The organism is Halomonas sp. 141, from assembly GCF_002810305.1.
GTDB classification, from domain to species: domain Bacteria; phylum Pseudomonadota; class Gammaproteobacteria; order Pseudomonadales; family Halomonadaceae; genus Vreelandella; species Vreelandella stevensii.
Window position 1 is genome coordinate 1 of sequence record NZ_PINZ01000167.1, and the last position, 281, is coordinate 281.

Genomic DNA, 281 nt, shown 5'->3' on the forward strand with positions numbered 1-281 from the left:
GCCATGGGCTTCTGGGCGGCGTTGAGCAAGGTCTATCCAGAGACCGAGCACCAGCGCTGCTGGGTCCACAAGACTGCCAACGTATTGAATAAACTGCCGAAATCCGTGCAGCCCAAGGTCAAGGCCGACCTCCATGAGATCTGGATGGCCGAGACCCGCGATGAGGCGCACAAGGCTTTCGATCGCACGGTGAAACGCTTCGAGGCCAAGTACCCCAGAGCCATGGAGTGCCTGGCCAAGGATCGGGAGGAGCTGCTGGCGTTCTATGACTACCCGGCAGA

At 60.1% G+C, this 281-nt stretch carries 1 protein-coding gene; it reads left to right on the top strand.

Features of this window, described 5'->3' with window-relative positions; all coding sequences use genetic code 11:
* Positions 1 to 281 (top strand): transposase (locus CWI66_RS17860; RefSeq protein WP_198517624.1); only part of this gene is annotated, 281 nt, incomplete at both ends.